A 21377-nucleotide genomic window follows, 5' to 3' on the forward strand; every position below is an offset into this window, starting at 1 on the left:
TACTTGAACATAGACATATATTTTAATTTAAATATTATAGATTAATCAATAGAAATTTGCACTATTTGTTTAACCTTTGCTATACAGTTAAGAAGAAACAGAGTTGTCAATTTCGGAAATACTATCTTCAGTGGAATCGGGATCCTCAATTTTCGCTACTGACACCACCTTTTCTCTACTCTCCGTTTTAAACAGAGTGACTCCTTGAGTGCTACGTCCTGCAATTCTGATATCATTTACTGAAATACGAATTAACTTTCCTTTATCTGTAATAAGCATGATATTATCACCCTGTTCAACTGGAAAGCTAGCAACAACATTACCGTTTCTGTCGGTAGTCAGGATATTTGTAATACCAACACCACCTCTATTTGTTACCCTATACTCGTAGGCAGAAGTTCTTTTACCAAAGCCATTTTCAGTAATAGTTAATATGAACTCCTCATTCATTGCAAGTTTTAAGAACAGTTTGTTATCTATTCCTAAATCATTCAAAGTCTTTTCCAATTTAGAATCAATGAGGTTATTAATTGCAGTCCCCAGTCTTTTTGCAAGTGGAACTTTTAAGTAAAGTTCTTTTGTTTCTGTTGCTACACCTATCCCATTTAATATGGTCATAGATATCACGCTGTCATTCTTTGCAAGTTTGATACCTCTTACACCATCTGAATTGCGACTTTTAAATTGACGCACATCACTTACAACAAATCTGATACTTTTGCCGAATCTTGTTGAAAGAAAAACATGATCAATTTCATTGCATACTTTAACTGATATTAACTTATCTCCTTCATCGAGCTTGATTGCTATTTTTCCATTGCTTGGAATATAGTGAAAATCTGCTAAAGAGTTGCGCCTTATGTTCCCATGAGCAGTAGCAAAAACTATGTTTTGATTTTCGTCATTTTCACTTGGTAATGGCATTATATTAGTTATAGTTTCACCATCGTTAAGCGGGAATATATTAACAAGTGCTCTTCCACGTGCAGTTGGCTCTGCAATAGGTAACTTATAAACTTTTAATCTATAAACTCGGCCAATATTAGAAAAGAATAAAAGGCTAGTGTGGGTATTCCCAACAAATAATTTTGTGGTTACATCCTCTTCTTTTAATCCTTGTCCTAGCTTTCCTTTTCCACCACGACGCTGAGTTCTATAATGAGAAAGCTTCACACGCTTGATATAACCATTCATAGTTACGGTTATCACCATATCCTCTTGTGGAATTAGATCTTCAGCTTCAATGTCCGTATCTGATTCCTCTATTGAAGTTTTTCGCGGCACAGTAAATCTGTTCTTTATTTCTTGTAGATTGTTTTTTATTTCTTGCATCAATTTCTCTTCTGAGCCAAGAAAAGAGATATATTCTTTTATCAGGCTAAGCATTGAATTTAACTCATTTTCTAATTTGCCTTTTTCAAGGCCTGTTAAACGTTGCAATTTCATGTCAAGAATAGCTTTTGTTTGCAGCTCAGTTAATCTATACACTCCATCTTTCAAAAAGCTCATACTGTCTGAGATTAATTCAATAATCGTGTTTATTTCAGCTGAGGTTTTCCATTCCTTGTTTAAAAGCTCTCTGCTTGCTTCTTCAGGATCTTTTGCGCCACGGATGATTTTTATCACTTCATCTATGCTGAGAACCGCAATGTAGAGTCCTATGTATATATGAGCTTTTTCCCTCGTTTTTCTTAGACGAAACTCTGTTCTCCTGATTAATACTTCTTTTCTAAAATCAATAAAAGCAGCTATAATTTCTTTCAACGACATCAAAGCAGGCCTGTTGTTGTTGAGGACTAAGGTATTAACACTAAAACTACTTCTTAGTGGAGTTAGTCCCAATATTTGATTAAGTATAAAACTTGCTTCAGCATTTCTTCTGAGGTCAATTACTACCCTAATACCAGACTTATCAGATTCATCCCTAATTTCTGTTATGCCATCAATTCTTTTTTCTTTTACAAGCTCACCTATCTTCTCAATTAATTTTACTTTATTTACCTGGTAAGGTATTTCATCAATCACTATTGCTTGCCTATCTTGTGGCAGGTCTTCCATGTGAGTCTTGCCTTGCACAACAATTGATCCACGACCCGTTGCAAATGCTGATCTTATTCCAGACCTTCCAAGAATTGTTCCCCCAGTTGGGAAATCCGGTCCTGGCATCACTTCAAGTAACTCATCCAAAGTAACTTCAGGATTATCTATATATAACATACAAGCATCTATTATTTCTCCAAGGTTGTGAGAAGGAATATTGGTTGCCATACCAACTGCAACACCGCTTGCACCATTTACCAATAGATTCGGAAATTCTGCAGGCAGTACAACAGGCTCTGTTTCATTTCCATCATAGTTTGGCCTAAAATCAACTGTATCTTCGCCAATATCATTTAGTAAAAAATGCGACGCTCTGTGGAGCCTTGCTTCTGTATATCGCATTGAAGCTGGCGGATCTCCATCTATCGAACCAAAGTTACCTTGCCCATCAATAAGTGGTAAAAGAAGAGAAAAATCTTGAGCCATCCTGACCAAAGAATCATAGATAGCCATGTCACCATGTGGGTGATATTTTCCCATTACATCCCCGACTATACGAGCTGCTTTTTTATACGGTTTACCAGCATCGAACCCAGCCCTCAACATTGCGTATAATATGCGCCTATGAACAGGTTTAAATCCATCTCGCACATCAGGTATAGCTCGACTTATGATCACACTCATTGCGTAGGAGAGATAAGAATCCTCTAGCTCTTTCACTATTGAAACTGGTACTATGTTGTCTTGCATTTTCTATACTTTGATTGAAATAATTGTAATATTAATATTCAACTAGGCTAATGGGCAATGACAGACTTGAACTGCCGACCTCCTCGGTGTAAACGAGATGCTCTACCAGCTGAGCTAATTGCCCCTCTAGATATAATTCTATAGTTCAATGTTGTTGTTGTAAACAAAAATAGCGATACAAGCAACTCTTATGGAATCGCTGGGTGCGCACTATGGAGTTGTATAAATTTTAGTCTTGCTGCTACCTTGTATAAAGGTATTCTTTCACTTGCATTTTTTGACATGTTCAACAACTTTGAATAACATGCTGTGGCATTTTTAAAATCTGAGAGCTTATCTAGAAGAACAGCTAAATTATAGGTATAAAAAATATTGTTTTGATCTAAAGAAATTGCTGCTTTCATATATTCTTTAGCTTTTACGTAATCCCCTTTTTTCATATAGATCAAACCTAAATTTGCTGATAAAGGGGCGCTATTTCTGAGTGTATCATACAATTTCAACATTTCACTCAATGCTAAATTAGGATCATATTGTGAGATTATCGTCAGAAAATTCTTTAATACATAAGGGTTGCTAGGATATTCTTTTAACAGTCTTGTGTAAATCTCTACAGCTTTTTTAAATTCTTTGTTAGCGTAATAGATATTCCCTAGTCCAATTAAAGCACTTTCATGATAAGGAAATCTTGCAATAATCTGATTGAGGAGAGAAGTAGCTGTTTCACTATCTCCTAACTCAAAGGAATCTTTTGCTTTTTTTAAAATAGAGTATATGTCAAAATTCTTGCCAGAATTCTGCGAAATTTTGATATTAAATTTGTCACTTTTTCTCTCGAGAACATCAAGATCTTTATATTTTTTATCAGCTTTTATATGCTTGACAACACTATCAAAGACCTCCTGTATCTCCAAATTTTCACTAGCATAGGTAACAGAAGACCTCCATAAAATCACAACGCAAATTAACATGCAGACAAACATAGATCCTAGTGTTGTGGCATTGGCTGCAGCGCGTAACCAGTAAATCTTATTTCTTTGAACTATACGCAACACATTACAAATTCATAAATGCTAAATTACTTATCTAATATAATAATAAAGATATTATTAATTGGCAGATACTATTTAGAATGAGTTAAAAGAGCACTTCTACACATTCCATATGGTTGCCAATTACACTCCTCACATGCGTAGTCAAATTTCTCTAAAGACATTTTCTTTCTAATTCTTTTTACTGCTTCACTCCAGGTCAAAATCTCGCCAATTTTTATTCCTAAAATTTCCATATGCCTTCTATCTAGCTCTAAAACTTTAGCTTGTGTAGTACATTCACCTTGTTTAGTCTGGTTTGGGCAAACACCACAAATAGTGTCAAGATTATCGACTACTTCGATTTTAGTATTAGGATCACTAATTACTTTACTTGCTATCTTTTCATAATTTTCTACAAAGCTCTGAGAATATCCATACCCTTGAAATGCAAGAGTGCACATAAAATGATGAGGACGAAACCTTATCACTTTTTCAAATACTGCAAAGCTGCTACAAGTAGAAAAATTTTTACCAAACCAGGAAGGATGAATGGTAAAACACCTACCATTATTGCTTGTTTCAGACTCACGTAAATAGTAAGCCAACTAATACCACAAATAAAGATTACGACTGTACCCGCCAGACAACTTAAAGAATTACACATAAATGATTTATATTTAGAGTTCAGTAATTCATTTACTCTGCTCATTACTACAACAGCAACTAAACAGCCAATCAAATATCCACCTGTTGGCCCGAGAAAAATATGATGACCACCAGAAAAATTCGCAAAAACAGGAAATCCTGCTGAACCAAGTGATAGATATGTAAGCACAGAATAGAATGCTGTTCTGCGGTTAAATTTAAGCCCAACAAGCATTAATCCTAAAGTTTGCAATGTGATAGGCACAGGCTGCAATGGTATGCTTATTTGAGCCATCAAGAATAAAAGTAAAACACAAGACAATATTTCAGCAAGTGTTGACCTACTGCTTGATTGTGTTATAAACATATCTTCCCAATAAAAATAACTTACTAAATGTAATATATGTGTATAAGAGGTTTTGCAATTTAAATTTTGCTTATATTGCGCTACAATGAATTATTTATGCACTATTTAAAAATGATGAGTAAACAAGATCTATTATCGTTGATGAAAGAAAGACACAGCGGACGTTCATACGATCCTACAAGAGCAATATTTCAGAAAGAAATGGATATTTTAATAGAAGCTGTAAGGCTAACACCCTCGTGTTTTGGTGATGAACCTTGGCGATATGTGATATGCAACAAACAGAACAATCAAAGCGCATGGAAAAAATTGCTCGGTTGCCTTGATGAATCTAATCAAAAGTGGGCAAAAGATGCACAAATACTAATTATATCTCTAAGCGCTAAGAACTTCCGTAAACAAGGTAAAGGAGAAAATCTTTGGGCTAAACATGATACTGGTGCAGCAAATTATGCACTTATGCTGCAGGCTGCAGCTATGAACTTAATGGCTCATCAAATGGGTGGATTTGATAGAGATAAAATAGTTAAGAGATTCAATATACCTGATGATTTTAATGTAATGTCAGTGATAGCAGTTGGTTACGAAAAAGAGGGTGCTGAAGTCAAAGAAAAACAAAGAAGATCAATAAAAGAAATATTCTTTTATGACGAATGGCCAGCAAGCTGACTTGACCATTCTTCTCTTAATATCTTAAAAACTGAATTATTTGGCAAATAATTTTTTTTTCATCCTACCCTCTTCAATTGCTTGCCAGTCTTTCCATGAAAGCTTCTCGTTTCCAAGTTCATAGTCCATACCATCCCATATATCTTCTCGAAAGCCATAAACAGCAAAATGCCAATTATATTCATTAAAAATAGAAGTAAGATCTCGAAAATAGTGCTCTAATCCTTTTGAGCAGCGGTGCCCGCCAAACTCTCCAGCAAGGATCTTATAATCTGGTATATTATACCTCTTTTGGAAAATTTTTACAGGTTCTATATATGATTTTAACTTATCTTTATTCCAATACTCTACTTTTTTTGCATCAAAAGATTGAACATGTCCAGGGTAGGCGAAGTTACCTTGGTTTAATTTTAAGTTTGTATAAGCAAAGGGCTCATATATATGAAATGAATAAAGAACATTTTTATCACTAACTGGTTCAAATTTGTTAAAAGTATTAGAGTCAGCATAACTGCTGCTATCAAGTATTATTGGGGTCTCTGAATCAACTTGGCGGATACTGTTTACCACGCTGCTATAAAAGCCAAATAGATTCTTCTGAACTTTGCTTTGTTCTACTTTATAAATAGCCGAGTCTGCAGTATTATAAAGCTTTTCTGGATGTGGTTCATTTAAGATATTATATCCAACAATGGCAGGATGGTCCTTAAGTTCTCTTGCAAGATCTTGCCAAAATTTTGCTGCTTGTTTTTGAAAAGCTTGATCTGACCATAAACGTAAATCATCTTTATCGTTATTATTTTGCTTCCATCTAGATCCAGGTAAGCTAAGCATCGTTAACACTACTGGTATTTTTTGTTGATGAAAAGCATCTAAAACATCTTTCAGAACTTTCAGGTCTTTGGAAATCAGGCCCGGATAATTGTCTGCATTGCCTAAGAGGAAGTCACGTTGCGTAGTTTCAAATTTGTCAGGAGCAAGACGAATAAAACCAATTTTGCATTCCTTTGCTGCTTTGATTAAGTCACTATCAACTTTTCTATTGAAAACATTTGCTCCCTTTCTAACTCCAGTTTGCCAAAAGAGCATTTTGCTGTTCTCCGGTATTGACTTAGCACTCACATTACAGAAAACTATAGAATACAAAACAGCTGTAATTAGAAGAAAAATTTTCACTTATATAATTTTGCTATAATGGTAAGTAACCTAACGGACAAGATCCCGTTTGTAAAGATGCATGGTACTGGCAATAGTTTTGTTATCATAGACTCACGTTCAGCAAATAATTTAGACTGGAATTATAGACAAATTGCTGATCAAGGCAGTTGTGATCAAGTGATAATTATAACAATGTCTAATGCTGCAAACTGCTTTATGCATATCTACAATGCTGACGGTAGTCGAGCTGAAATGTGTGGAAACGCAGCACGCTGTGTTGGATATTTGATAATGTTAGAAAAAGGTACTGAATATATCACTATTGAGCTGATAAATAATCGTATCTTAGAATGTTTTAAAGTAGGTGATAAATCAATAAAGGTCAATATGGGTAAACCACTGCTTAAATGGAATGAAATTCCTCTTTCTTGTGAATGTGATCCCCTTTATCTACCTATAGAGCTTGAAATGCTGAAAGAGCCAGTTGCAGTAAATATTGGTAACCCTCATATAGTTTTTTTTGTTGATAACATAAGCAAAATACCATTGCAGAATTTAGGACCAAAGCTAGAAAATCACGAATTATTTCCTCAGAAAACAAATGTTAGTATTGCACAAATAGAAAAATCTGGAGAAATAAACTTAAGAGTTTGGGAAAGAGGAACAGGTATTACTGCTTCATGTGGTAGTGCGGCTTGTGCAGCATTTGTTGCATCTATACTTCGTAAGTGTTTGGCTACTAAACAAACTTCAGTGCATTTACCAGGAGGTCAGTTACTGATTGAGTGGTCAAAAAATATACTGATGACTGGGGATATAGGGTTTTTATGACCTAGGCTAGGCACTGACACTCATTACTTCTAACACCTTTTTACCAATCACAGCAGGGGTTTCTGCAATCGCAATCCCAGCACTGCGCATAACCTCTAACTTTGCACCAGCACTTCCGCCACTAGAGGAGATAATAGCCCCAGCGTGCCCCATACGTCTTCCTGGAGGTGCTGTTTGACCTGCTACAAAACCAACGATTGGCTTTTTAGTTTTTTCTGTTTTCACAAAATGTGATACATCCTCTTCTTCGTTTCCACCTATTTCACCAATAACTATAATACCATGAGTATCGTCATCTTTTAAAAAGAGCTCCATACAGTCAACAAACGTCATACCATGAACAGGATCCCCTCCAATTCCTATACATGTTGACTGACCAAGACCAACAGCGGTTGTTTGTGCTACCGCTTCATAGGTTAAAGTTCCAGAACGAGACATAATTCCTATATGTCCACGTCTGTGAATATGTCCTGGCATAATTCCTATTTTGCATTCTTCGGGTGTAATAACCCCTGGACAGTTTGGGCCAATCAATCGACTGTTTGAACCAGCAAGAGCGTGCTTTACCTTTACCATGTCAAGTATAGGAATGCCCTCTGTGATGCAAACTATTAATTCTATCTCTGCATCTATTGCCTCAAGTATTGCATCAGCTGCGAATTTAGCAGGTACATATATCACAGTAGCATTCACATCAGTTTTTTCTTTAGCTTCTGCTACGGTATTAAAAACTGGTAAATTAAGGTGAGTGCTTCCACCCTTGCTAGGAGTTACACCGCCAACCATTTTGGTTCCATAGCTAATTGCTTGTTCTGAATGAAATGTACCTTGTGCACCAGTAAAGCCCTGGCATATTAATCTTGTATCTTTATTTACTAAAACAGACATACTCTACTTCACCTCTTGTACTATTTTCTGTGCAGCCTCGTCAAGTTCGTCTGCAGCAATAATATTTAGCCCTGACTCTTCTAAAATTCTTTTTCCTTCTTTAAAGTTAGTGCCTGATAATCTAACCACTAAAGGGACCTTAATATCTATTTCTTTTGCAGCTTCAACTATTCCATTTGCAATGATATCACAACGCATTATACCGCCAAATATATTAACCAAAATTCCTTGTACATTACTATCAGATAATATAATTTTAAATGCTTCAGTGACAGTTTCCTTACTTGCTCCACCACCAACATCTAGAAAGTTAGCAGGCTCTGCTCCATAGTACTTTATTATATCCATTGTTGCCATAGCAAGACCTGCACCGTTCACCATGCAACCAATATTGCCATCCATTTTGATGTAACTAAGTCCATGTTTTGAAGCTTCTATCTCTTCTTTAACTTCTTCATCATAATCACGAAGCTGCACGATTTCTGGATGACGATATAAAGCGTTGTCATCAAAATTAATTTTAGCATCAAGTGAAACAAAATCCCCGGAATTTGTTTCAACTAGTGGGTTAATTTCTATTTGGCTTGCATCAGTTGTAATAAACGCATTATATATATTTTTTGCAATATTTGTTATTCTTTCTATTTGTTCTGAATTCAAATTAAAATTATTGGCAAGTTTACTGTTATCAAGATTTGTAAAACCAGTAGCGGGGTCAATATCAAATTTCACAATTTTTGTAGGAGAATTTTTTGCTACCTCTTCAATATCCATACCACCTTCTGAGGAAAATATAAATACTAACCTACTGAGCTTTGGATCAACTACTAGACTCAAATAGTACTCTTTTTTAATGCTTGAACCTTCCTCAATGTATACTCTTCTTACCTGCTGTCCACTAGGCCCTGTTTGATGAGTAACTAAAGTTATGCCAAGCATGTTCTTTACAAACTGTTGAGCTTCTTCAACTGACTTTGCTAGCTTTACACCACCAGCCTTACCCCTACCACCTGCATGAATCTGAGCTTTAACCACAAACACGTCAGATTTTAGTTGATTTATTTGAGTTTCTACTCCTTCTGCAGATGTAGCAACAAAACCCTTTGGTGCCGGGACATTAAACTTGTGTAAAATTTCCTTTGCTTGATATTCATGAATATTCATAAGATAACTAATTATTAATCTTAGTAAAAACTACCAACCATAACGCTGTCTTCTGCATTCTTGCTGATACCTCTTTTTCCTTGCTTCAGCTTTTTTTTTAGCTGTTTTCTCTGATTTCTTTTCGTGATATTTTTTTTTCATTTTGAGCCCTCTTCCTTCCTTTTGAATTATTTTTCTCAACACTGGAAGAGCTCTATCTACATCACCATAATGGACTGATACTTCAATCAAACTCTATACCTCCTTCGGTAATCACTTCAAAATCCATTTATAAATTAGAAAATTAACATTGTCAATTATTTTATAAACTTGAGCGATAGAATATGATATTCAGTGATTTATATGAAAAAAGCTTCATTCTGCTGTCAATCATTTACTTGCTGATAAAAATTGCTCTTAGGTTACAGTGCTCTTTTAATTTTTCTAATCTCGGGGCGGAGAGATTTGAACTCCCGACCCTTTGGTCCCAAACCAAATGCGCTACCAGGCTGCGCTACGCCCCGACTTCTTTACTAAGAGTATCGATAGTTCGGAAAAATGCAAGTTTCATTTATTTCTTTTAGGAAAAATATAATGCAGATTTCTTTACATAGAGTGTCAAGTTGCACTAGCCATATTAAAAAATCTAGCTATACCAATTGGTGAAGGTTAATGCAGCAACTACAGCAGTATCAACTCTCAAAATTCTTTTTCCTAGACTCAGTTTCTGACAAAATTTATTGGCAGAATCAAGTTCGCAAGATGAAAAACCACCTTCGGGGCCAACAATAATAGCAACGTTTTTCTTGCCTTTTAGAACTTTATTAGGAGGTTGTCCTTCACCTGTTTCATCACACAAAACAAAATTTTTATTCTGGGAATCGGATAATTCACAAAAATTAATAGGAAGAAAAATCTGTGGTATACTTGTCCTACCGGATTGTTCCGCAGCTTCAATTGCCTGTAATTTCGCTCTACTTAGGTTAATGTTTTTTACTACTGTACGTTCTGTTGAAATAAATTGAATGCAGGTTACTCCCATTTCAGTTGCTTGTCTTACTATGTTGCTTAAGGCGCCGCTTTTTACCAGAGCACAATACAAATATAGATTTTTTTCATGTTGTTGTTGTTTAGTGCGTTCTTTTATTATAATTTTTGTCGATTTACTTGATATATTCACCACTTCTCCTAACCATTCTCCATCCTTTCCATTAAAAAGATAGATGTTATCATGCTTCTTAAGCCGCATTACATTGTAAATATAGTGACTTTGTCGTGGATGAAGCGCCAAACTTACATTTTGTGATAAAGCTTCTTCAACATAAAGCCTAATTTTTTTCATTCAAAACTTTAGTTATTTGCATTCTGTTTGAGTGACTCTTACGGGATTTGAACCCGTGTTACCACCGTGAAAGGGTGGTGTCCTAACCACTAGACGAAAGAGTCGACTTGAATCTAACTGAGTTATATCGATTATACATATAAAGTCAATTCAATTATTTTGAATCACACAGTTAGAGTAGTGATTTTATATCGACAGCCTCCTATTACCCCATGTTCAATGCTTACTGAACCTATCTCAGATTTAGGAGCTTTAGATCCTAATTCTAATTTTGTTCAACTTTTGTATCTGAATCATAGCCAGAATCGTATCCAGAATCTCTACGCTCAAAATTTTGCCTTATTTCTTTTACGTTAAAGCCAGCCTTGGTCTTGATTTGCTGACTCGCTGGCTTATTAGCACTTTGCTCATTTATAGCATTTCTCATAATAGTCCGAACAGGTCATGGGAAGGCAGAATCAACAGCACGACGAAAGGATTCGAATAGAGGAATGTTTTTCCTGGCTCTGTTTTTTATAGCAAACCAATAATGCTCAATTTTGTTGAAATCTGGAGAATATGGAGGCAGATACAAAATTTCTGCACCAACTCCTTTAGCAAGCTCGATAATCTTATCATACCAAATTCCATTACTAATCGAACAAATAAGAAACATTACAAACTCGTTTAATAGTAGCACTGGAAATACTGACAATAAAATTACACAGAACATCTTCAAGTAAGCCTATGGTATCGTAGACTCTGTTGCGTAAAGTATTGTGTTTGATATATTGCCACAACCTCTCAACAGGATTCAGTTCTGGTGAATAAGGAGGCAAGTATATAATGGTAATGTTTTTCTGAATTTTCAAACTTTTTGATCTATGCCAGCCTGCACAATCCATTACAAGAAAGGCTTTTTTCGTGCCTAAATCTTTCGACATCTGCTCCAGAAATATATTCATACAATCAGTGTTTACATATGGAGCAAGTAGGCTAATTTTCTTACCACTTCTTGGATTTACCGCACTGTAGATATAGAAATTTTGTCTACCAATTTTCATTTAACCTGCGTTCTGACCCCTTTTTTAAACCATCCGTGTCCGATTTTTGAATGAGTTCCAAATCGTGATTCATCAAAAAAATACCTCCTTTTCAGGGTGGGAATTGACTATTTTATTGAAGTATTTTTTAAACTCTTCTTGCTTGTTTTTATCTTGTTTATGGTGAATTGGCCTCGGTGTTATATAAGAAAACTTCATCCTTTGTATCTCACGATGCACTGTTGATTTGCTAATGTTTAGGCCAAATTCCTCTGAGATTTTTATTTGCACTTCCTTAATAGTAATATTTGGATTTCTTTCTACCCATATTTCAATTTGCTCACGTTGATTTTTGTTTAATTTGCTTTTTCTTCGCCGCTGAGAAGGGGAAAATAATTTTTCTACTCTACCAAATTTTAGATGCTTTATCCATTCAGTCAAAGCAGTCCTTGAAATTTTACATATTCTTGCCACAGCGCTTATACTACTTTCTTTTCCTGCTATCACCGCTTGTAACTTTTTTGAAACATATGCGTTATTTCTGACCTTTTTTAACATTTCTTTCGCCAAATTTACAACTTTTTCGTCTAACAGTTTTGATCTTAATGCCATCTAAACCTCGCTATTTTATCTACTCTAGTATCACTTCTTTCCCATTATTGTCTATCTGTTCTTTACATAGTGGGAATTGGTATAAGTAATACCAATTCCCACTATACAAGCAACGAATAGAAAATAATGGAAAAAAGCCATACTGAAGTAAGTAAAATAGCGAGGTTTAGATGGCATTAAGATCAAAATTATTGGATGAAAAAGTGGTGAAATCAGCAAAAGAGATGCTGAAGAGAGTAAGAAATAATGCGTATGTTGCAAAAAAACTAAATGCTGTAATTGCAGCAAAAAAGCACAGTATAACAGCTGTAGCAAAAATATGTTGCATTTCGAGAAAGGCAATTACTACATGGATAAAGCACATAAAATTTGGAAGAGAAGAAAAATTATTTGCTCCACCTCAACGCCGTAGAAAAACTATATTGAACCAAAGTCAACTTGAACGAATTGAGTTGTGGATAGAGGAAAACCCCAATATTACTATTAGAGAAATGAGAATAAGAATCCAAGAAAGATTTGGTTTGAATATCAGCAAATCCGCAATACATCGTAATATGCAAAGAATGAAATTCTCATATATCACACCAAGACCAGTTCATAGTGGACAAGATAAAAACAAGCAAGAGGAGTTTAAAAAAAAACCTCAATGAAACTATTGTCATGCATTCTGAAAAAGAGCTATTTTTCTTCGATGAATTACGGTTTGGTACACATTCAAAAGTTGGACATGGGTGGTTTAAAAAAGGCAGTAGGACACAGGTTAAGGTAAAATTAGGTAGGGAAAATTTTTATCTCTATAACGCTAATTCTGGATTAAGGAAGGAAGAAAGTATAGGAAATGGAAGGCTTTTTGGATTTCAAGGAATAGGAAATGAGAGTAGAAAAGATGTGAACCAAGAAATTAACGGGAGATCTATGGCGAGTATGTTCAATTTCAAGTCTATTTTTGAGGTAGCCAAAAATCGTCTCAATGATCGACCTTTTTCTCAGCAAAATCTTTTCATGTAGTGAAATTAATGCGTTTTTCATCCCCTTTTTCACCTTGGTAACAAGTTTCAAACCGCGGTTAAACAACTCTTGGAAAAGCTCTTTTTTAATATAGCCTTTATCACCAAACAAAAGACCGGTTAATTTCTTAGTTAGGTTTGCTACAGGCTCTCTATCGTCAACATTACCTCTTGTAAGCGTAAAAGCTTGAATTTCACCTTTCTCGTTAATTATCAAATGTAGTTTAAAGCCGAAAAACCAGCCATATGTACTCTTGCTTAATTTTGCAATTCCAGCAAAAACCTTATTTCTTGATATTCTTTTTGCATGGCAAACTGCAATAGGAGTTGTATCTATGTATGAGATTCCAGTAAGTTCTGACCATCCGCAAAGGCACTGTAATAGCATGGCTAAATGCCACAAAACCCTGGACTTTAGAGCAACAAACCTAGTGTATGAAGGCAACTTCGAAAACTCTGTTTGTAGAGCAATGTTAGGTAATGCAGGTAGAAAGCCTTAAAATTTTCACAGGGAGATTGCTGATACAGGAGGATTATTGTGATAATTTCCGAATGTGTAATTTCTGGCACTCTTGTGGGTTTTTTACCGTTTGGCAGTAGTTTATCTGCAAAATTTTTCTCTATATCTCTGCAAAAATCATCGACCAGACAAAACAGTTTTGTTATATCTTCCATGGGTAACCTCATCTATTTTTTTCTATTTGTTGAGTTTACCCTACTCTCCTGACTTTTCTATTCTCTTTTTAATCCAGAATTAGCGTCTATAGTACAGTTAATCCCAGAAATGGAGAGAATTTTAGCTTATTTGCACCAAACGTCAACACTGATTGTATAAATATATTCCTTGAACAGATGTCGTAATATTTAGGAATACGAAAGGCTTTTCTCTTGATGGATTGCGCTAGTTGGCATAAGTCAAAAAATTTAAAGGCACCTAAAAATATCGAAATTATATACCTACCACCATACTCACCTGAACTCAATCCTGTTGAGAGGTTTTGGTTATATATAAAACAGAACATTTTACGCAATAAAATCTACGATACAATTGTTCTGCTTGAATGCGCTTTGTGTAAATTTATTACCTCTCTTTCCCCTTCCACGGTTAAACAACTCTGCTATGCTTCTTATTTGGTTCATTAATAATGAGAATTGGTATCAACACCAAAATTTTACTTTCTGGAATAGAGTATAGATCTTTGAAATATTGAGATACAGTGTATAAAGGACATTTAGATAGTTCTGTTTTCTTATCTGTTTGTAAGTGAAAGCTAAATTCATACTCTCCTAAATCCAGCTCATTAAAGTCTATAAGCTCTATGTTTTTGTTTGGGTTAAACTCTCTGTTTGATATTTTATTCTCCAACTCTTTACGTTGCGTAGGAGTAAAACCAGATCCATTTATTACTAACTTCACTACACGCGTATCTTCTCTTTTTGCCCATTCGCTCAATCTCTCCAAATATTTTTCTGGGATCGGATATCCATATCGCCTTGGAAGCCACTGAAATACTAAAGGTGTATCAACCGTGAAAGTATGTGGAGATCCAGGCCTTAAATCTTGTCCTTTATAATTCATAGCAAAAGCACTAAATAAGTTAATATTTTACTATATAATATTAACTTATTTAAGTAATATTATTTATTTGTTAACAATATTAATAAGATAAAAAAACTATATTGTTAATAAAACAAGATTACCTACTTTACATAGGGATTCTTATTCTTTTTCAAAAGCAATCTGACTGGTACGCCTTCAACAAAGAAGTTTTTTCTAAGACCATTAGTCAAATAACGTTTATAACTCTCATCAACACTTTCCGGGACGTTGCATACCAAAGAAAAAGCTGGAGGTTTGGTGCCAATTTGAGCAATATACTTCATTTTAATTGCTCTACCTTTTATAAGTGGGTGAGAATGTTTTTCCACAGCATCTATTAGCCAATTATTCAGTTTTGCAGTGCTGATCTTCTTGTTTAAGGATTCACTCACTTCAAGACACTTATCTATCACATCACCACAGCGCATACCTTTCAATGCAGAAATTGTTACAGTTGGCACTTCCAAAAATAACCGAGTCACTTCCTGTTGTTTGACAAATTTTATTAACTTACTTCTGTCATCCTTACCTATTAAATCCCACTTATTTAAAACAATGATAATTCCCTTCCCCCCTTTAATTGCAGCTTCAGCAATTGATAAATCCTGCTGCTCAACGCCAAGCAAGGAATCTAGCATTAAAATCACTACATGAGAGCGCTTTATTGACTCTATACTTTTTTCAACAAATCTTGATTCTAAGTTATCAACAACATTTGCCTTTCTGCGGATTCCCGCAGTATCGATGAGAGTGATTAATTTCCCATTATGGTCGTATGAAATATCCACAGAGTCACGCGTGGTACCAGGTTTTGAGCTTACTATTAGTCTATTTTCTGCAAGTAAACTGTTTAAAAAAGTTGATTTTCCAACGTTTGGGCGACCGATGATTGCAATCCTCAGTCTAATGGACTCACTTTCAGGCAGCTCAGTTTTTTTGTTAAAATCTTCAATAACACCAGCTAATACATCATAAAGATCAATCATACCAAGATTATGTTCGGCTGAGATATACACCGGACCTATGAAGTTGAAGAACTGCAAATAATCAACATTTTCCGATTTATGACTTTCGCATTTGTTTGCTATTAGTATTACAGGTTTGTTCGTTTTTCTCTTCAGCCACTTTGCAAACTCTTTGTTCTGCTCGTTTTGCACTTTTGCATCAACAAGAAAAAAAATTACATCTGCGCTTAATAAAGAAAACTCTATTTGTTCAATAACTTGTAGTGAAAAACTGGTTTGGTCATTCCATCCTCCTGTATCTATAACTTTAAACTCTAAATCACTAATTCTTCCAATTCCTTCACGCCTATCTCTCGTTACTCCTGGAATGTCACTAACTACCGCTGCTTTTCTTCTTACTAGCCTATTAAATAGAGTTGACTTGCCTGCATTTGGAAGGCCTATTATGACTATTTTCAGCATAGTTTAAGAGCGTATTTTATACATAGTAAATTATAATCAAAATTTTTTAGTTTAACTATTGACTTGATAGATTATACACCTATCCTAAAATTAGGATATTTTATCTTAAGTTTATTATGTAGAATTGGAGGCGCTATGCACAATGCAAATGAAACTTTAATAATGAATTTCGATCAAGTTGCTCAATTAACTCCTCAAATTTATAAATTAGGGACACCTTATAACAACAGGACACGTATATATAACTATATAACTTTAGCTAAAGCATTGGAGAATCTCAATGATCCATCCCGGTCACATGCAAATAAGGAGCTTTTTTTGAGTGACAATGATGAAGAAACTAAGAAATTTCTGAGTGTAATTCGAAAAGGAATTGCTGAATATACAGGTAATGATTCTATAGATGTGAGGTTGAGAGGAAAAGAAGATAAATCATTTACTGCATGGGTATCGTTAAAAGAAGGCAGGGGTGAGTTAAAATTTGATAACTCATTTCCTGGTAAAGTCTTAAAACGCTAATTCTGGATTAAAAAGAGAATAGAAAAGTCAGGAGAGTAGGGTAAACTCAACAAATAGAAAAAAATAGATGAGGTTACCCATGGAAGATATAACAAAACTGTTTTGTCTGGTCGATGATTTTTGCAGAGATATAGAGAAAAATTTTGCAGATAAACTACTGCCAAACGGTAAAAACCCACAAGAGTGCCAGAAATTACACATTCGGAAATTATCACAATAATCCTCCTGTATCAGCAATCTCCCTGTGAAAATTTTAAGGCTTTCTACCTGCATTACCTAACATTGCTCTACAAATCAGAGTTTTCGAAGTTGCCTTCATACACTAGGTTTGTTGCTCTAAAGCCCAGGGTTTTGTGGCATTTAGCCATGCTATTACAGTGCCTTTGCGGATGGTCAGAACTTACTGGAATCTCATACATAGATACAACTCCTATTGCAGTTTGCCATGCAAAAAGAATATCAAGAAATAAGGTTTTTGCTGGAATTGCAAAATTAAGCAAGAGTACATATGGCTGGTTTTTCGGCTTTAAACTACATTTGATAATTAACGAGAAAGGTGAAATTCAAGCTTTTACGCTTACAAGAGGTAATGTTGACGATAGAGAGCCTGTAGCAAACCTAACTAAGAAATTAACCGGTCTTTTGTTTGGTGATAAAGGCTATATTAAAAAAGAGCTTTTCCAAGAGTTGTTTAACCGCGGTTTGAAACTTGTTACCAAGGTGAAAAAGGGGATGAAAAACGCATTAATTTCACTACATGAAAAGATTTTGCTGAGAAAAAGGTCGATCATTGAGACGATTTTTGGCTACCTCAAAAATAGACTTGAAATTGAACATACTCGCCATAGATCTCCCGTTAATTTCTTGGTTCACATCTTTTCTACTCTCATTTCCTATTCCTTGAAATCCAAAAAGCCTTCCATTTCCTATACTTTCTTCCTTCCTTAATCCAGAATTAGCGTTTAAAGGATAGTAATCCAAAAATTGGAGCTTTTACATTGGTATCTCCAGAAGATAAAAGGTTGGTGCGTGTTTCACAAAGTGATGATGGTGTAAGGCTTTATCAAATACTAAATGAGTCTTGTATAATTAAATTTAACTGGAAAGTGGGTGATAGAGATTGCAGTATTGCTTTAAATATTAGTGAAAATGGTAACGTATTTTGTACTGATTTAAGTGATAATATAAGTCCTGAGGACTTCGAGGAAAACAAAGCTGTAAAAATAAAATTGGCTATTATGAGAATAAGAAGATGGATAAATATAATGACATGACTCTAGCAAAATTGGTCTCATTGGCTTCAAACTTACAAGGAATTGAAAGAGAAGTTATAACAATTAATCCATCAACAGGTGTAACAAGTGCAAGTGCACAGAATGTTAGTGAGTCTCAGCATTCTCAAAATATTAAATAGAAATTGCTAGCGCATTAATTATCGTACACATATACCGTTGCATGCAGCAACGGTATATGTGTATAATCAATAGGATTTGTAAGCTCAATAAAGTTTACAACCAATTTGAAAGTTATTTTACTACATGCAAGACTATGAAATACTAGAAACTCTAAAGATCAAAACATTAGAAGCCGAAAAAGGAGGAGGTCCTGATAGAGTTAACAAGCAACATGAAAAAGGAAAGCTAACCGCTAGAGAAAGGCTGAGTATATTGCTCGATGAAAATTCATTTCAAGAGTATGATAAGTTTGTGAAGCATCACGCAACTGATTTTGGCATGCAAAATGCTGATTTTTTAGGTGATGGAGTTGTAATTGGCCATGGTACTATTTATGGCAGAAAAGTTTTTGTTTATTCTCAGGATTTCACTGTCTTTGGTGGATCACTTGGTGCATCACATGCAAAAAAAATATGCAAAATTATGGATATGGCAATTAATGCCAGGATTCCAATTATCGGACTAAACGACTCTGGTGGAGCTAGAATTCAAGAGGGAGTAAATTCCCTTGCTGGTTACGGAGAAATTTTTCAAAGGAATGTAAATGCATCAGGCGTTATACCACAAATCTCTCTAATCATGGGCCCATGTGCTGGCGGTGCAGTTTACTCTCCAGCGCTAACCGATTTTATTTTCATGGTAAAAAATAGCTCATACATGTTTATAACCGGACCAGATGTAGTGAAAAAAGTTACATACGAGAACGTAAGCCACGAAGATCTCGGTGGAGCAAAAATTCATACGAGCAAAACAGGAGTAGCAGATTTTGCATTCAATAATGAAGTTGAAATGCTACTAGAAATGCGAAAATTCTTCACCTTTTTGTCAGCAAATAATCAAGAGTTGCCAAAAACTGTACCAATTTGCGACTTAATTGATGATGTTGATGAATCTTTGAACACTCTAGTGCCTAGTAATCCTAATACTCCTTATGATATGTATGAACTCATTGAAAAGGTGTGTGATGAAAGGAAATTTTTTGAACTAAAACCCGATTTTGCTCGTAACATCATAATTGGCTTTGGCAGAATTGGAGGAAATACTATTGGTGTTGTTGCAAATCAACCTATGCACCTTGCAGGATGCTTGGATATTGACTCTTCAAGAAAAGCTGCAAGGTTTGTAAGATTTTGTGACGCATTTAACATTCCCATCATCACACTTATTGATGTTCCAGGGTTTTTACCTGGCACGAATCAAGAATACAATAATATAATACAACACGGAGCGAAACTGCTTTACGCTTACGCTGAAGCGACCGTACCGAAAATTAGCCTTATCACTAGAAAAGCGTATGGTGGTGCATATATTGTTATGAACTCAAAGCATTTAAAAGGTGATATAAATTATGCTTGGCCAACCGCTGAGATAGCTGTAATGGGCCCTGAAAGTGCAGTTGAAATTATATTTAGGCATGAAAAAGAACAGCAAACGTTAATCAAAGAATATAAAGAGAAATTTGCTAATCCATTTTTTGCTGCATCACATGGATACATTGATGACATTATAGTGCCAAGTAAAACAAGGCATCACTTTCACAAAGCATTAGAGCTACTTAAAAACAAGAAAGTAGAAAGAATATGGAAGAAGCATGATAATCTTCCTTTGTAACTTTCCTCTCAGTCTTTATTGTAAGGTCTACAGTGCCGTTACACCAAGACTAGCGCTTGGATTACCAATAACGCTAACTTTTGGGTTCCTTTTTTCTATAATATATTCTTATAGCTAAAAAATTACTTCCGCATATTCTAATACTAATTCTCATTATTAATGAACCAAATAAGAAGCATAGCAGAGTTGTTTAACCGTGGAAGGGGAAAGAGAGGTAATAAATTTACACAAAGCGCATTCAAGCAGAACAATTGTATTGTAGATTTTATTGCGTAAAATGTTCTGTTTTATATATAACCAAAACCTCTCAACAGGATTGAGTTCAGGTGAGTATGGTGGTAGGTATATAATTTCGATATTTTTAGGTGCCTTTAAATTTTTTGACTTATGCCAACTAGCGCAATCCATCAAGAGAAAAGCCTTTCGTATTCCTAAATATTGCGACATCTGTTCAAGGAATATATTTATACAATCAGTGTTGACGTTTGGTGCAAATAAGCTAAAATTCTCTCCATTTCTAGGATTAACTGCACTATAGAGATAAAAATTTTCCCTACCTAATTTTACCTTAACCTGTGTCCTACTGCCTTTTTTAAACCACCCATGTCCAACTTTCGAATGTGTACCAAACCGTGATTCATCGAAGAAAAATAGCTCTTTTTCAGAATGCATGACAATAGTTTCATTGAGGTTTTTTTTTAAACTCCTCTTGCTTGTTTTTATCTTGTCCACTATGAACTGGTCTTGGTGTGATATATGAGAATTTCATTCTTTGCATATTACGATGTATTGCGGATTTGCTGATATTCAAACCAAATCTTTCTTGGATTCTTATTCTCATTTCTCTAATAGTAATATTGGGGTTTTCCTCTATCCACAACTCAATTCGTTCAAGTTGACTTTGGTTCAATATAGTTTTTCTACGGCGTTGAGGTGGAGCAAATAATTTTTCTTCTCTTCCAAATTTTATGTGCTTTATCCATGTAGTAATTGCCTTTCTCGAAATGCAACATATTTTTGCTACAGCTGTTATACTGTGCTTTTTTGCTGCAATTACAGCATTTAGTTTTTTTGCAACATACGCATTATTTCTTACTCTCTTCAGCATCTCTTTTGCTGATTTCACCACTTTTTCATCCAATAATTTTGATCTTAATGCCATCTAAACCTCGCTATTTTACTTACTTCAGTATGGCTTTTTTCCATTATTTTCTATTCGTTGCTTGTATAGTGGGAATTGGTATTACTTATACCAATT

Annotated in this window: 18 protein-coding genes, 3 tRNA genes and 6 pseudogenes; 8 read left to right on the forward strand and 19 right to left on the reverse strand. The window is 34.9% G+C overall.

Going from position 1 to position 21377, the window contains the following annotated elements; genetic code table 11:
- Window positions 1–87: 87 nt before the first annotated feature.
- The 5 genes from gyrA to O1Q06_RS05195 all read right to left on the reverse strand — a co-directional run bounded on the left by gyrA (window position 88) and on the right by O1Q06_RS05195 (window position 4836).
- Complete coding sequence (gene gyrA, locus O1Q06_RS05175) at window positions 88–2790, reverse strand: DNA topoisomerase (ATP-hydrolyzing) subunit A (RefSeq protein WP_410542294.1); 2703 nt, start codon at window positions 2788–2790, stop codon at window positions 88–90.
- A 51-nt stretch (window positions 2791–2841) separates the two neighbouring features.
- Window positions 2842–2914 (reverse strand) — tRNA-Val (locus tag O1Q06_RS05180).
- Window positions 2915–2978: 64 nt separating this feature from the next.
- Window positions 2979–3845 carry a tetratricopeptide repeat protein gene (locus O1Q06_RS05185; RefSeq protein WP_410542295.1) on the reverse strand — a complete coding sequence of 289 codons (867 nt, stop codon included), beginning with the start codon at window positions 3843–3845 and terminating at the stop codon, window positions 2979–2981.
- A gap of 68 nt (window positions 3846–3913) precedes the next feature.
- Window positions 3914–4312 carry a DUF1284 domain-containing protein gene (locus tag O1Q06_RS05190; protein ID WP_410542296.1) on the reverse strand — a complete coding sequence of 133 codons (399 nt, stop codon included), beginning with the start codon at window positions 4310–4312 and terminating at the stop codon, window positions 3914–3916.
- Window positions 4309–4836: a biotin transporter BioY gene (locus O1Q06_RS05195; RefSeq protein WP_410542297.1), complete on the reverse strand. Its 528-nt coding sequence runs from the start codon at window positions 4834–4836 to the stop codon at window positions 4309–4311. Before O1Q06_RS05195 ends, O1Q06_RS05190 begins: the two co-directional genes overlap by 4 nt.
- Window positions 4837–4932: 96 nt before the next feature.
- On the opposite strand from O1Q06_RS05195, the gene O1Q06_RS05200 reads away from it, so the two are divergent.
- On the forward strand, window positions 4933–5505 hold the full coding sequence (locus O1Q06_RS05200; RefSeq protein WP_052264977.1) for a nitroreductase family protein: 573 nt from the start codon (window positions 4933–4935) through the stop codon (window positions 5503–5505).
- A gap of 36 nt (window positions 5506–5541) precedes the next feature.
- Here O1Q06_RS05200 and O1Q06_RS05205 read toward each other — a convergent pair whose 3' ends face one another.
- A complete protein-coding gene (locus O1Q06_RS05205) occupies window positions 5542–6627 on the reverse strand; it encodes a glycoside hydrolase family 5 protein (protein WP_410542298.1) in 1086 nt (361 codons plus the stop codon).
- A gap of 72 nt (window positions 6628–6699) precedes the next feature.
- Here O1Q06_RS05205 and dapF point away from each other — a divergent pair, with 72 nt between their 5' ends.
- Window positions 6700–7494, forward strand: coding sequence for a diaminopimelate epimerase (gene dapF / locus O1Q06_RS05210; protein ID WP_410542299.1), 795 nt, complete (start codon window positions 6700–6702; stop codon window positions 7492–7494).
- A gap of 6 nt (window positions 7495–7500) precedes the next feature.
- On the opposite strand, the gene sucD is transcribed toward dapF, so the two are convergent.
- The 9 genes and pseudogenes from sucD to O1Q06_RS05255 form a co-directional block, all read right to left on the reverse strand.
- Window positions 7501–8382, reverse strand: coding sequence for a succinate--CoA ligase subunit alpha (gene sucD, locus O1Q06_RS05215; protein WP_410542300.1), 882 nt, complete (start codon window positions 8380–8382; stop codon window positions 7501–7503).
- A 3-nt stretch (window positions 8383–8385) separates the two neighbouring features.
- Window positions 8386–9546: an ADP-forming succinate--CoA ligase subunit beta gene (gene sucC, locus O1Q06_RS05220; RefSeq protein WP_410542301.1), complete on the reverse strand. Its 1161-nt coding sequence runs from the start codon at window positions 9544–9546 to the stop codon at window positions 8386–8388.
- 30 nt (window positions 9547–9576) lie between these two features.
- A complete protein-coding gene (rpsU, locus tag O1Q06_RS05225; RefSeq protein WP_007302350.1) occupies window positions 9577–9777 on the reverse strand; it encodes a 30S ribosomal protein S21 in 201 nt (66 codons plus the stop codon).
- A gap of 198 nt (window positions 9778–9975) precedes the next feature.
- Window positions 9976–10049, reverse strand: a tRNA-Pro gene (locus tag O1Q06_RS05230).
- Between the two features lie 122 nt (window positions 10050–10171).
- On the reverse strand, window positions 10172–10867 hold the full coding sequence (locus O1Q06_RS05235) for a 16S rRNA (uracil(1498)-N(3))-methyltransferase (protein WP_007302351.1): 696 nt from the start codon (window positions 10865–10867) through the stop codon (window positions 10172–10174).
- Between the two features lie 32 nt (window positions 10868–10899).
- Window positions 10900–10971: transfer RNA gene (locus O1Q06_RS05240), tRNA-Glu, on the reverse strand.
- Window positions 10972–11132: 161 nt separating this feature from the next.
- Window positions 11133–11294: a hypothetical protein gene (locus O1Q06_RS05245; protein WP_410542302.1), complete on the reverse strand. Its 162-nt coding sequence runs from the start codon at window positions 11292–11294 to the stop codon at window positions 11133–11135.
- Window positions 11295–11309: 15 nt separating this feature from the next.
- Window positions 11310–11483, reverse strand: a pseudogene (locus tag O1Q06_RS05250) (transposase); the annotation flags it as partial.
- 16 nt (window positions 11484–11499) lie between these two features.
- Window positions 11500–12501, reverse strand: a pseudogene (locus O1Q06_RS05255) (IS630-like element ISWpi10 family transposase).
- 170 nt (window positions 12502–12671) lie between these two features.
- On the opposite strand from O1Q06_RS05255, the pseudogene O1Q06_RS05260 reads away from it, so the two are divergent.
- Window positions 12672–13305: pseudogene (locus O1Q06_RS05260) on the forward strand (IS630 family transposase); the annotation flags it as partial.
- Between the two features lie 9 nt (window positions 13306–13314).
- On the opposite strand, the pseudogene O1Q06_RS05265 reads toward O1Q06_RS05260, so the two are convergent.
- Window positions 13315–14183, reverse strand: a pseudogene (locus O1Q06_RS05265) (IS982 family transposase).
- A gap of 84 nt (window positions 14184–14267) precedes the next feature.
- On the opposite strand from O1Q06_RS05265, the pseudogene O1Q06_RS05270 reads away from it, so the two are divergent.
- Window positions 14268–14651, forward strand: a pseudogene (locus O1Q06_RS05270) (IS630 family transposase); the annotation flags it as partial.
- Here O1Q06_RS05270 and O1Q06_RS05275 read toward each other — a convergent pair.
- Together O1Q06_RS05275 and der are read right to left on the reverse strand one after the other, a co-directional pair.
- Window positions 14614–15087, reverse strand: a complete 474-nt coding sequence (locus tag O1Q06_RS05275) for a hypothetical protein (RefSeq protein ID WP_410542303.1) — start codon at window positions 15085–15087, stop codon at window positions 14614–14616. The pseudogene O1Q06_RS05270 and the gene O1Q06_RS05275 sit on opposite strands and share 38 nt — an antisense overlap.
- 122 nt (window positions 15088–15209) lie before the next feature.
- Window positions 15210–16535 (reverse strand): ribosome biogenesis GTPase Der, encoded by a 1326-nt coding sequence (der, locus tag O1Q06_RS05280; RefSeq protein ID WP_064085773.1) that lies wholly within the window; start codon window positions 16533–16535, stop codon window positions 15210–15212.
- A gap of 135 nt (window positions 16536–16670) precedes the next feature.
- On the opposite strand from der, the gene O1Q06_RS05285 reads away from it, so the two are divergent.
- The 4 genes and pseudogenes from O1Q06_RS05285 (at window position 16671) to O1Q06_RS05300 (ending at window position 20119) form a co-directional block, all read left to right on the forward strand.
- Window positions 16671–17054: a hypothetical protein gene (locus tag O1Q06_RS05285; protein WP_410542304.1), complete on the forward strand. Its 384-nt coding sequence runs from the start codon at window positions 16671–16673 to the stop codon at window positions 17052–17054.
- 79 nt (window positions 17055–17133) lie between these two features.
- Window positions 17134–18002: pseudogene (locus O1Q06_RS05290) on the forward strand (IS982 family transposase).
- A 77-nt stretch (window positions 18003–18079) separates the two neighbouring features.
- Window positions 18080–18328 carry a hypothetical protein gene (locus O1Q06_RS05295; protein ID WP_410542305.1) on the forward strand — a complete coding sequence of 83 codons (249 nt, stop codon included), beginning with the start codon at window positions 18080–18082 and terminating at the stop codon, window positions 18326–18328.
- A gap of 264 nt (window positions 18329–18592) precedes the next feature.
- The gene (locus tag O1Q06_RS05300) at window positions 18593–20119 is read left to right on the forward strand and encodes an acyl-CoA carboxylase subunit beta (protein ID WP_410542306.1); all 1527 of its coding nucleotides are present in this window, start codon (window positions 18593–18595) and stop codon (window positions 20117–20119) included.
- Window positions 20120–20275: 156 nt separating this feature from the next.
- Here O1Q06_RS05300 and O1Q06_RS05305 read toward each other — a convergent pair.
- A protein-coding gene (locus tag O1Q06_RS05305) for an IS630 family transposase (RefSeq protein ID WP_410542307.1) occupies window positions 20276–21281 on the reverse strand; the annotation gives its coding sequence in 2 pieces (ribosomal slippage) (window positions 20276–20818 and window positions 20820–21281; 1005 coding nt in all).
- Window positions 21282–21377 lie beyond the last annotated feature (96 nt).

Origin of the sequence: Wolbachia endosymbiont of Tetranychus urticae, assembly GCF_046529255.1 — a bacterium.
In the GTDB taxonomy this organism is placed as follows: domain Bacteria; phylum Pseudomonadota; class Alphaproteobacteria; order Rickettsiales; family Anaplasmataceae; genus Wolbachia.

Bases quoted from the DNA above. Each gene is read 5' to 3' on its own strand.
- O1Q06_RS05245 (WP_410542302.1), bottom strand. From the start codon at position 11,294: ATGAGAAATGCTATAAATGAGCAAAGTGCTAATAAGCCAGCGAGTCAG.
- O1Q06_RS05300 (WP_410542306.1), top strand. From the start codon at position 18,593: ATGCAAGACTATGAAATACTAGAAACTCTAAAGATCAAAACATTAGAA.
- dapF (WP_410542299.1), top strand. From the start codon at position 6,700: ATGGTAAGTAACCTAACGGACAAGATCCCGTTTGTAAAGATGCATGGT.
- sucD (WP_410542300.1), bottom strand. From the start codon at position 8,382: ATGTCTGTTTTAGTAAATAAAGATACAAGATTAATATGCCAGGGCTTT.
- O1Q06_RS05285 (WP_410542304.1), top strand. From the start codon at position 16,671: ATGCACAATGCAAATGAAACTTTAATAATGAATTTCGATCAAGTTGCT.
- O1Q06_RS05195 (WP_410542297.1), bottom strand. From the start codon at position 4,836: ATGTTTATAACACAATCAAGCAGTAGGTCAACACTTGCTGAAATATTG.
- O1Q06_RS05275 (WP_410542303.1), bottom strand. From the start codon at position 15,087: ATGAATTATAAAGGACAAGATTTAAGGCCTGGATCTCCACATACTTTC.
- der (WP_064085773.1), bottom strand. From the start codon at position 16,535: ATGCTGAAAATAGTCATAATAGGCCTTCCAAATGCAGGCAAGTCAACT.
- sucC (WP_410542301.1), bottom strand. From the start codon at position 9,546: ATGAATATTCATGAATATCAAGCAAAGGAAATTTTACACAAGTTTAAT.
- O1Q06_RS05200 (WP_052264977.1), top strand. From the start codon at position 4,933: ATGCACTATTTAAAAATGATGAGTAAACAAGATCTATTATCGTTGATG.
- gyrA (WP_410542294.1), bottom strand. From the start codon at position 2,790: ATGCAAGACAACATAGTACCAGTTTCAATAGTGAAAGAGCTAGAGGAT.
- O1Q06_RS05235 (WP_007302351.1), bottom strand. From the start codon at position 10,867: ATGAAAAAAATTAGGCTTTATGTTGAAGAAGCTTTATCACAAAATGTA.